10 protein-coding genes are annotated in these 10,679 nt (G+C 43.3%); 2 read left to right on the plus strand and 8 right to left on the minus strand.

Annotated elements, in window-relative coordinates; all coding sequences use genetic code 11:
- The first annotated feature begins 277 nt into the window (after nt 1-277).
- Nucleotides 278-1,177 (plus strand): phosphoribulokinase, encoded by a 900-nt coding sequence (locus ACHUFQ_RS12895; protein WP_394176106.1) that lies wholly within the window; start codon nt 278-280, stop codon nt 1,175-1,177.
- Between the two features lie 30 nt (nt 1,178-1,207).
- Here ACHUFQ_RS12895 and ACHUFQ_RS12900 read toward each other — a convergent pair whose 3' ends face one another.
- From ACHUFQ_RS12900 to ACHUFQ_RS12935, 8 genes are all read right to left on the minus strand, one after another.
- Nucleotides 1,208-1,615: an OsmC family protein gene (locus tag ACHUFQ_RS12900; RefSeq protein WP_394176107.1), complete on the minus strand. Its 408-nt coding sequence runs from the start codon at nt 1,613-1,615 to the stop codon at nt 1,208-1,210.
- Between the two features lie 108 nt (nt 1,616-1,723).
- Nucleotides 1,724-2,521 (minus strand): DUF1338 domain-containing protein, encoded by a 798-nt coding sequence (locus ACHUFQ_RS12905; protein WP_394176108.1) that lies wholly within the window; start codon nt 2,519-2,521, stop codon nt 1,724-1,726.
- A 21-nt stretch (nt 2,522-2,542) separates the two neighbouring features.
- On the minus strand, nt 2,543-4,018 hold the full coding sequence (gene astD / locus ACHUFQ_RS12910; RefSeq protein WP_394176110.1) for a succinylglutamate-semialdehyde dehydrogenase: 1,476 nt from the start codon (nt 4,016-4,018) through the stop codon (nt 2,543-2,545).
- A gap of 9 nt (nt 4,019-4,027) precedes the next feature.
- Nucleotides 4,028-5,044 carry an arginine N-succinyltransferase gene (astA, locus tag ACHUFQ_RS12915; RefSeq protein ID WP_394176112.1) on the minus strand — a complete coding sequence of 339 codons (1,017 nt, stop codon included), beginning with the start codon at nt 5,042-5,044 and terminating at the stop codon, nt 4,028-4,030.
- A gap of 25 nt (nt 5,045-5,069) precedes the next feature.
- A complete protein-coding gene (locus ACHUFQ_RS12920) occupies nt 5,070-6,275 on the minus strand; it encodes an aspartate aminotransferase family protein (protein ID WP_394176121.1) in 1,206 nt (401 codons plus the stop codon).
- A 271-nt stretch (nt 6,276-6,546) separates the two neighbouring features.
- Nucleotides 6,547-6,906 carry a PilZ domain-containing protein gene (locus ACHUFQ_RS12925; RefSeq protein ID WP_394176113.1) on the minus strand — a complete coding sequence of 120 codons (360 nt, stop codon included), beginning with the start codon at nt 6,904-6,906 and terminating at the stop codon, nt 6,547-6,549.
- 164 nt (nt 6,907-7,070) lie between these two features.
- The gene (locus ACHUFQ_RS12930; protein WP_394176115.1) at nt 7,071-7,688 is read right to left on the minus strand and encodes an anthranilate synthase component II; all 618 of its coding nucleotides are present in this window, start codon (nt 7,686-7,688) and stop codon (nt 7,071-7,073) included.
- A 79-nt stretch (nt 7,689-7,767) separates the two neighbouring features.
- On the minus strand, nt 7,768-8,592 hold the full coding sequence (locus ACHUFQ_RS12935; protein ID WP_394176116.1) for an MOSC domain-containing protein: 825 nt from the start codon (nt 8,590-8,592) through the stop codon (nt 7,768-7,770).
- 139 nt (nt 8,593-8,731) lie between these two features.
- Here ACHUFQ_RS12935 and ACHUFQ_RS12940 point away from each other — a divergent pair, with 139 nt between their 5' ends.
- Nucleotides 8,732-9,943, plus strand: a complete 1,212-nt coding sequence (locus ACHUFQ_RS12940; protein ID WP_394176118.1) for a multidrug effflux MFS transporter — start codon at nt 8,732-8,734, stop codon at nt 9,941-9,943.
- The last annotated feature ends 736 nt before the right edge of the window (nt 9,944-10,679 follow it).

The raw sequence follows: 10,679 nt of genomic DNA on the forward strand, positions 1-10,679 counted from the left end.
GAGATATAACCTCCCTGATATCCCGACATTCCTTATATCCCTATATATCCGGGATATGATCACTTTGGATATCCCAACAGACCTGAAATTCGTTTATATTCTCGTGATTTGACCGCTTTGATATCAAGAAATACCCATCTCAATAGTTTCATTCAACATTTTTCGTAACAACTCAAGGATTTGTTCCTATAAACCGTCTTTCCAAGAGCAAAACTTGAATTTACCTGCGTAACTGAAGTATAACTTGGTATAACCTAAGTTATTGATTACCCCCATTATGTCTTTACGGAACCCTATCATCGCAGTCACCGGTTCATCTGGTGCCGGTACGTCTACTACTTCTGAAGCTTTTGATCATATATTTCGGGCGCTTGGAATTAAAGCGACTGTGGTAGAAGGTGATAGTTTTCATCGGTATACCCGTCCTGAAATGGATCTGCTTAAACGACGAGCTACGGAAGAGGGTAAAACCTTTAGTTATTTTGGTGAGCAAGCGAACGATTTTTTAGCTTTAGAAACGCTATTTCGAGATTTTAGCGAAAAAGGCGAAGGTACAATGCGTCGTTACCTGCATACATTCGATGAAGCTGTCCCTTATAATCAAATGCCAGGCACTTTCACGCCTTGGCAACAGATGGGTAAAGAATCCGACATTCTCTTCTATGAGGGCCTCCACGGCGGTGTGGTCACCGAAGATGCCGATGTTGCCCGTCACGTTGATCTGTTAATCGGCATGGTACCTATTGTAAATCTGGAATGGATACAAAAAATATTTCGAGATACCAATCAACGGGGTCATTCAAAAGATGCGGTAAGAGACAGTATTGTCAGGAGTATGGATGACTACTTTAAATATATAACGCCGCAGTTTTCCCGAACGCATATCAATTTCCAACGAGTTCCCACCGTCGATACCTCTAATCCTTTTAGTGCCAAGGCCATTCCATCACAAGATGAAAGCTTCGTCGTCATTCGTTTTCGAGACGCTAGACATGTTGATTTCCCATTTTATCTACGAATGATAGATGGTTCGTTTATGTCCCGAGTGAGCACTCTGGTGGTGCCTGGCGGTAAAATGGGGCTGGCAATGGAGTTGATTTTAAAGCCTTTGATCGAAGATATCATGGAAAAGCGCAATGCTGCAGGACAGCAAATCGATTGGACACGAGATAGTTAAACTACGGGCTTGCAACTGTATAAGCCGGCGTTAAACCGGCTCTTTAATTTCGAAGTCATGGGTAATATTTACCGCTTTGTTCAGCATTAATGCGACCGAACAGTATTTGTCTGCCGAAAGTGCTACTGCACGCTCTACGTGCTTTTCACTAACGTTATTGCCGCTAATCACAAAATGCAGGTGAATGTCGGAGAAAAGTCGAGGGACAGAATCGACACGAGTCCCTTTAATTTCTACAACGCATCCTTGAACATCCTGACGCGCTTTCTCAAGGATACTGACCACATCTACAGATGAGCAGCCACCGAGTGAAAGCAAAACATTCTCCAGTGGGCTTGGACCCAGTTTCCCGCCATTCGCATCCATAACTATTGTATGGCCGCTTTCGGAAATGCCCATAAACATTTCATCGCCAACCCATTTAACTTGTGCTTGCATAATTTTTCTCTATTTTTAAGACGGATAAATTCTAGCAGAATATACGATACTGGAAAACAAAAGCCCGCAAGAATGCGGGCTTAATGATATCTAAAACAAGGAAGTAGATTAATCTTGATTCGTACTTTCAAAAATTTTATCAGCCGATGCTGCTACAAACCCTGTGTAAAGATTGCCGCAGTCCATTGGGTAGCGTTTAGCAAACTCATAGAAACAACTTGGGATCTCTGCAGTCCGATCGCTAAACTCCACTGGGTGGGTATCCGCCATGGTTGAAGATTGCTCCAGCTTAACCTCTGGGGTACCTTTAACTTCACCACCAGATGTGTTCAGACGAAACCCACCTTCTTTAACAATGCTATTGACCTGATTGATGCAATCAACCCCCTTAAGGTGGTTAATGCTCACCGTAAAGTGATTTGCACGATAGCCCCAGGCTGCCAACCAGGCGGCGTATTCGCTTTCTTCAAGCAAGGTCTGGTAATCGCTATAGCTGATTTGCCAATGAGTACCGGAATACAAAAAATCATCACAAGACACAGCTTCCGCATCCATTTGTTCAACCAACGTATGAATGATTGCCTGAACTTTTGGACTCATCTTTTCAACAAGTAATTCACTGATAAACACTTTAGGTAAGGTTGCATCCGCATGTTCATAATGGCGAGCATAAAGCTTTTTCGCTTCAAAATGATACTCTCCCTTAGCTTCATAACCTAAAGCCGTTAAATGAGCCGCAAGTTTATCGATACCAACTTTATCTAAATTAAAGGTGCGATAAGCGACATGATCATTGATCAACTCTTCACCCGCACCTAATAGTTCGTGAACACGAATTGCAGACGGTGTTACGGACAAATAATTTTTCCAAATATTTTTGAATAACTCGGATACTGCCAACGTCATAATATTCCCCAAAAATAAAACCTAAGATTTGAAATTAAGACCCGGACTAAGCGTTTCAGGTAAGGTGACCGACTCACTCTCTACCGAAGCTACCGGATAAGCGCAGTAGTCTGCCGCATAGTAAGCACTTGCTCTATGGTTGCCAGAGGCACCAATGCCGCCAAACGGAGCGGCACTGCTTGCGCCAGTGATCGGGCGGTTCCAGTTGACAATACCGGCGCGAATTCGCTTGTAAAAATGCTGATAATCTTGCTCAGAATCAGCCAGTAGTCCTGCGGATAAACCAAATGAAGTGTTATTGGCTTCGTTAATGGCCTGATCGAAATCCTGATAACGATACACTTTAACCAAAGGTCCAAAGTGCTCTTCATCTGCAATATCATCAACATTGGTAACATCAATGATACCTGGGGTTACAAAGCCGGTACCCGGGGTAAGATGTTGCATTTCTAATAGGACTTTTGCGCCCTTATCGATTAGCTCTTGTTGAGCTGCCAACATACCAAGAGCCGCTTTTTCTGAGATCATCGATCCCATGAATGGTTGTTCCTGATCATCGTAAAAACCCACTTTAATGCGACTGCTCACTTCTATAAACCGTTTTAACAGAGCGTCACCCTGTTGACTACTTTCAATAAATACTCGACGTGAGCATGTACAGCGCTGTCCTGACGTGACAAAGGCCGATTGCACCATATCATGGACTGCCGCATCGATATCGCTGACATCTTTAATGATCAATGGGTTATTGCCACCCATTTCTAAAGCTAAGATTTTACCCGGCTGACCTGCAAATTGTTCGTGTAATACATGCCCGGTGGTTGAACTACCAGTAAAGAAAAGTCCGTCGATGCCAGGGTGTGAAGCAAGGGCTTTACCGGTTTCTACCTCTCCCTGAACCATGTTTATAACACCTGATGGTAGTCCGGCTAGTTCCCATAACTTAAGGGTTTGCTCAGCAACTTTAGGGGTCAGCTCACTTGGCTTAAAGACAATGGTATTGCCTGCCAGCACGGCGGGAACAATATGGCCATTAGGTAAATGACCCGGAAAATTATAAGGTCCGTATACCGCGACAACACCATGTGGCTTGTGGCGGATAAATGCCTTGGCTCCAGGCATCGGGTTTTCAACGGTGCCGGTTCTTTCCTGATAAGCTTTTACGGAAATCGCCACTTTGCCAATCATTGCACCAACTTCGGTGCGTGTTTCCCAAAGTGGTTTTCCCGTTTCTTCAGCGATAGTCATCGCCAGTGATTCTTTATTGTCGGTCAGTTGTTGTGCGAATTTTTCAACAAGTTGCAAGCGTTGCTCATAATCTAATGTTGCCCAGCTTTCATAAGCGATTCGTGCTGCCTGAACGGCATCATCGACCTGCTTTACCGAGGCCGCAGTACCGGACCATATCGATTCGTTTTTTGCGGGATTCAATGAATCCATAGCAGAGCCTTCGCCTACTAACCATTGTCCGTTTATAAATTGTACAGGATGAGTCATATTTACCTCTTAGCTCTGGGATACTCTAACCCAATCACCTTCGTTAACTAACAAAGCTTCTGCGGTTTGGCTGTCAATGACCGCATACTCTTGCGATTCATCAATACTGATTGGCATCTGGATAGCTCTGAATTCAGCAACCTGAGTATTACAGATAATGTATTTTTTGGTGTTTTCTACCGGGCCTATTTTTACTTTCAGTCTTTTCGAGTTTCTTACGGTTTTGATACTTTCTAACTCGGCTTCAACCGTCGGTCCGGCATCAAAGATGTCAACGTAGCCTCGGTTAACAAAACCTTCGCTTTGCAATAAACGCAACGCCGGAACGGTTTTATCATGTACTTTTCCGATAACGGCCTGTGCATCTTTCGATAATAAGCTGACATAAATAGGATACTTTGGCATTAGCTCGGCGATAAATGCTTTGTTACCAATTCCTGACAAATAATCGGCGGTTGGAAAGTCCATGGAAAAGAAGTGTTCTTCTAACCATTGCCAAAAAGGCGAACGACCATTGGCATCTGATACGCCGCGCATCTCTGCAATCACAGTGTTGTTAAACCGTTCAGTGTGCTCGGCCATAAACAGAAATCGAAACTTTGACAGGAAGCGCCCGTTGTTATTGACTCTATAGGGCGCTTTGAGGAACAAAGTGCAAATTTCCGTGGCGCCGGTATAGTCATTGTTCAGGGATAATATATCAATATTATTGTAAATATTGAGCTCCCGAGACGAATGCACCACTTTACCCAAATGATAGTGGTAAAACGCATCATTTAGGCCAACAGCCGCTTCAATACCACTGGTACCAACGACTTCACCTGTTTCGGTATTTTCCATAACGAACAAGTAACCCTCGTCACCTGCACACAGAGGTGTTGAGTGAAAAGAGCGCGTTGCTCGATTAATGCGGTTGGTCAATAGTTCTTCATTGACGGGCAGGGACGTAAAGCCATGCCCGGACTCGACGGCTATCTGATGTAAAACTTCATAATCACTGCTACGAATTGGTCGTACGATAATCATTTTGTTTCTCTTTAAAATGGACGGACTAGCCGTTTACAACATTAGCGACGGCGCGCTCAAAGCGAGCCAGACCCTCAGCAATATCTTCTTCCGGGATCACCAACGATGGTGTAAAACGAATGATGCTGGCTCCGGCTACCAGGCTCATCAAGCCTTGGTCCATAGCTGCATTTAAAAACTCTTTGGCACGGCCTTGGTAAGCGTCATTTAGGACGGCGCCGATCAGTAAGCCTTTGCCACGAATTTGGGTAAATACATTATATTTTTCGTTGATCGTATTCAGACCAGATTTCAGTAGTTGTTCACGATGTTTAACCCCATCAAGAACGGCTTTATCATTGACGGTATCAAACGCAGCTTCCGCTACGGCACAAGCGAGTGGGTTACCACCATAGGTACTGCCGTGAGTACCAATCTTCAAATGTTTTGCAATATCTGTTGTCGTCAGCATAGCGCCGATTGGAAAGCCGCCACCGAGTGCTTTGGCTGTGGTGAGAATATCCGGTGTTACGTTTAACCCCTGATAAGCGTATAAATCCCCTGTGCGACCAACGCCGGTTTGTACTTCATCGTAAATAAGTAGAGCATTGTGTTGGTCACAAAGTTCCCTTACACCTGTGGCAAATTCATCTGTTGGGGAAACGATACCACCTTCACCTTGTAATGGTTCCATAACAACGGCGCAGGTGTTGTCATTAATGAGTGCTTTTACAGATTCAAGATCGTTATATTCGGCATGCACGACATCACCAGGTTTGGGTCCAAAGCCATCGGAGTATGCTGCTTGTCCGCCAACGGTCACGGTAAAAAATGTACGTCCATGGAAACCCTGTTTAAATGCGATGATTTGGCTTTTCTGCGCTCCGTAATTATCTAAAGCCCAGCGGCGAGCAAGTTTTAATGCCGCTTCATTGGATTCAGCGCCGGAATTAGCGAAATACACTTTTTCTGCAAACGTGTTGTCGACTAATTTTTTAGCCAGACGCAATGCAGGTTCATTGGTCATAACATTGGATAGATGCCAGATTTTTTCGCCTTGTGTTTTCAGGGCGTTAACCAGGTTAGGATGACAATGACCAAGACAGCTTACGGCAATACCACCGGCAAAATCGATTAATTCATTTTCATTTTGGTCCCATACTCTTGAACCTTGGCCACGAACAGGGATCACCGCAGAAGGTGAATAATTAGGCACCATTACATGATCAAATAACTCTCGATTTACTGAAATTTGCTCAGTCATTCTTTATTTCCTCAATTACTAATTGGTATTTTTGGCATCGCTAAAGGCTACATTTACCTTAGCATCACTGCAAAATTGGTGAGTATTATGCCAGAATTAAGCGACCTTGTCTTTGCTTAATTGCCATGCAGGCCAGTAAAAACAAGGGGTTGCCTGATTTTATTCAACAATCATGAATAAGTATGTATTCCTAGGTTAGGTCTGTATTGAAATAAATTATTCCTCAATCGTCAAGTTGAGTTTAAATACGTATCAGTAATTATGTGCGGTTGAGCAGTTTTTGCAGAGAATCTTGAAGTGTGGGTGTTAACGATCGAAATTTGACGCCAATAAGGTACTCGTTACTTGATATTCTTCGGTTTACAATAATTCTACCGGTCAGGGATATTTGCTCGCCTGACTGTGTATCTTCGGAATTTATCGTTAAGCAAAGTTCCTGAGGGATTGCGCAATAGCGTTTTATGGCGTCGGTAACATAAGGAGGAACCGCCAGTTGCATGCCGGATAATGAAATATTAAGACTGGTGCCGGCATACTCCTCACCATCATTGCCAGGCAAAATTATGGTTACGGGTAATTGCAGGATATGTCTTGGATGGAAACGTCTTTCTACGGCCATGTTAATACCTTGTTCTGGAAGAAATCTCCAGAAATAAAACCAATTCAAAGAGTTAGCAATGAATAGGCGCAGGGGAATATACCACCTAGACTGGGGGGGACCGTTTAACGATTGCTAATCGTTGAAATAAATCAATTAAAGTTGTTCATTTATAGTGGTCCACACTAGCTCAGAGCCGATGCCAAAGTCAATGAATCCAACGGTTTTGCCTTTAAAAAATTTTCCAGTAGAGCCAATCCCTGTTGAGTGAGAATGGACTCTGGATGAAATTGAACCGAATAAATTGCCAAAGATATGTGCTGTAATGCCATGATTTCATCAATACTGCCATCGTCGTTTTGGGTCCAGGCTGTAACTTCCAATTCCTCGGGCAGCTGCTTCGAGTCGACAATCAGAGAATGATAGCGTGTTACCGTCAAAGGATTTTCAAGTTGTTGAAACAGACCTTTTTCTAAGTGTCTGATGGTGGACGTTTTGCCATGCATCACTTTGCGTGCTCTTTTTACGACGCCCCCATAGCATTGGGCGATAGATTGATGGCCGAGACAAACCCCGAGTAATGGGATCTTTCCGGCAAAGGCTTGGATGATTTCCATCGATTCGCCCGCGCCGTCCGGATCTCCGGGACCTGGTGAAATTACAATATAGTCTGGCGCTAAGTTTGCTACCTGAGACACCGAGATTTCATCGTTGCGAATGGTGACGACGTGTTGTCCTAGCTGCTGGAAATAATGCACCAGGTTAAAGGTAAAAGAATCGTAATTATCGATCATCAAAAGCATGGTGGAATGATACGCTGAGGTTGTTTGGCGGCGATTATTTCATTTGCACGGGACAAACTCAATTTCCTATATTGGATTATTAAAAATCGGTGGCTTGACTTGAAAGAATTTCAATCTTATCGCCCACGTGTATTTGTCCAGAGTTTAGTGGTATCAAATTCTGGCCAAAATAAATCTGTCCATCCTGCCCCTGTCGATATTTTCGTAATGTTGATAACGGCTCTTTATTTTCGTTACGCTTGCCAGTGGCAGGGTCGACGGTCGTAAATACACAGCGAGAGCAGGGCTTGCTTAGCACAAATTCTACATCGCCGATTCTGATCTTATGCCAACTATCTTCAGCGAAAGGGCCACAACCTGTGGCAACGATATTCGGGCGGAATTGCATCATGGAATGTCGTTGTGAGCTTTTTTGATTCAGATCCAAAAGCGACGCCTGTGAGATTAATAACAACGGGTAGCCATCGGCAAAACTAACGGGATGGGTTGTATTTTTTACGTGCCTTACCGAATTTGGACCAAAGTAATATAGTCGACACGTCACGCCCAGATACTGGCTTAACCAGGTATCCACTTCGGCTGAGCAATGTTGGCCTTTGAAGTTATCTCCCCATACCTGAACCGGATGATAATCGTTGGTAAAATCCAGATGTTGAAGTGTCAAACTTGGCATCTGAGGCGCATCTAGTGTAATGCCGTTGGCATCCAGTTGCGTACGAATCAATACCATTTTCGCTTTGCTGCGCCCGGTAATAAATTTTCCGGCTGTGTCGGTGACCAAAAAATGGCGATCAAATGCCATACCACATTCCTGGACATTACTGTGATTCAGAGCAATCCCCTTAGCGGATTTTACGGGGTAGATAAACAGGTCTTTAACCGAACAACGCATAGTCGATTCCAATAATTAAGATCCTTAAAATTATATTCAAAAATTTAAGAATTAACTAACCTTATAATTATTCTTGTTATTTTATTTATGCTTTGCGTCTGGAAGCGTATAATTGCGCCTTCCATCTGCTCATACTCCTGGACTGAATTTAATGTCGGCATCTAATACCTCAACACCGTTACCGACTCAGTCTGTCACTCTACTGCCTTTAATTAGCCTTCTTGCTGCAATTGTGGCTATTACGCCTTTGGCAATCGATCTCTACTTACCGGCAATGTTACTTATCGCCAAACAACTCGGCACATCCATGGCAAGTGTGCAAAATACGCTGAGTATTTATTTAGCGGGCTATGCGCTAGGTATGTTGGTGTTTGGTCCATTAGCCGATATGTTTGGTCGCCGTCGCCTTGTGCTTATTGGTTTGACTGGCTTTGTGGTGTGCTGTCTATTATTGCCGTTACAGACGTCCATTGAAGGGTTTATGGCATTGCGTGCTGTACAGGCGTTCTTAGGGAGTGCAGCAACGGTTGTTGTACCGGGAACGATTCGTCAGTTTTACGGCAAAAATACCGCCAAAGGGATGTCCTATGTCAGTATGATAATGATGTTCGCTCCGATGCTGGCGCCTACTATTGGTAGTTTGATTTTAGTATTTGGTAACTGGCAGTGGATGTTTTATTTGCTTGCCATATATGGTGGTGCATTGATCTTCTTTGCTGGTCGTTATTTGCCGGAAATGCAAAACACCACAAAAAATAGCAGTGTTAATCAGTTTTTAAAAAATTATTATGTGGTCTTAGGGGATCGGCAATCTCGTAAACACATCCTTAGCAGCATGTTGGCGGCCTTTGCGTTCTTTTGTTATTTGACGGCGATCCCCGGTGTCTATCTGGATGTTTATCAAACGTCGGAGTTTTTGTTTAGTTTTCTTTTTGCGTTAAATGTATTGGCGTTAATGCTGGCGCAATTTATTAACACCCGTTTGGTTGGCCGTAAAGGTTCCCCTTGGATCTTAACCCGCGCTATCGTTTTAGGTGTCTTATTCGCGGCTTTGCTGGTGTTGGTTAACTGGATTCAAACACCGCTTTTTTATACCGTTCTCACCTTATTACCTTTGATGAGCTGTCTCTCGCTAATTGCGGTGAGTGCTGACTCGTTAATATTGATCCGTTTCGGTCAACAAACTGGCACCGCAACGGCAGTTATTGGTACCGCTAAATTTGGGATTGGCTCGCTGGCCGGTCCCATTCTGGCTTTATTTGCAACCAATACCGCCATCCCTTTTACGGTGCTAATGCTCTGTGCGGTGATTATTATCGCGCTATTGCAATTGCCTTCTTTGCTCACCAATGCCGATAATTAAAATTATGGTGTTTTATTACTATCGCTCCACCTGAAGCAATTTGACATAGTTCAAAGGCTTCCCCTTCTCTTAGTTTTTAAATCTTGAAAGCTATCTTGCTCTTCTTTGCTTCTTTAGTTCCTATAAAGTTATTTTAATGGTGCTTATAGGTGGTTTATTGTGTTAGTTGCACATAATTACAGTTAAGTTACATTCTGTACATTTGAAATTGTGTCGTGATCCTCGTCCATCCTCAGGGGATGACAATATACTCTTCTTCTTACCTTACCGTTCTTAGCAAGACGGGTTCGAGACTCGATAAACCTTACCAATCATCATTTTTGAATCACTCTGGCCCTTTGTTTTACGCAGATTTGTTTTATTAAGGCAATTAATACAGTGGGTTATGGTTTTTCGTCTGTTGCTTTTATCACCTGTAGTCTACGAGCGCTTGCGTGTTTCGGCTATCAGTATAGGGGAAACGATCATGTCCATGAGCTTATTTTTGGCTCGATAACAATTGGGTTACAGGCCCTAATAGTTCCGTAACATTTTACCTCCACTCTGGTTACAGACAGTACATCTCATTTCGTTATAGTAAGAAAACTTTTGGTTTCAGGCTGAATATCAATCACCCATGTTAAGTTAATGTAACATTGATATTAATATCTCGTTGAAGCCTCTAAAATGACAACTATTGAATTTGAGCAAGCGGGAAGCATTAACTCTCCCGCTTATAAATACATCCCCGAGAGAC

This window comes from Thalassotalea litorea, from assembly GCF_043642205.1.
GTDB classification, from domain to species: Bacteria; Pseudomonadota; Gammaproteobacteria; order Enterobacterales; family Alteromonadaceae; genus Thalassotalea_A; species Thalassotalea_A litorea.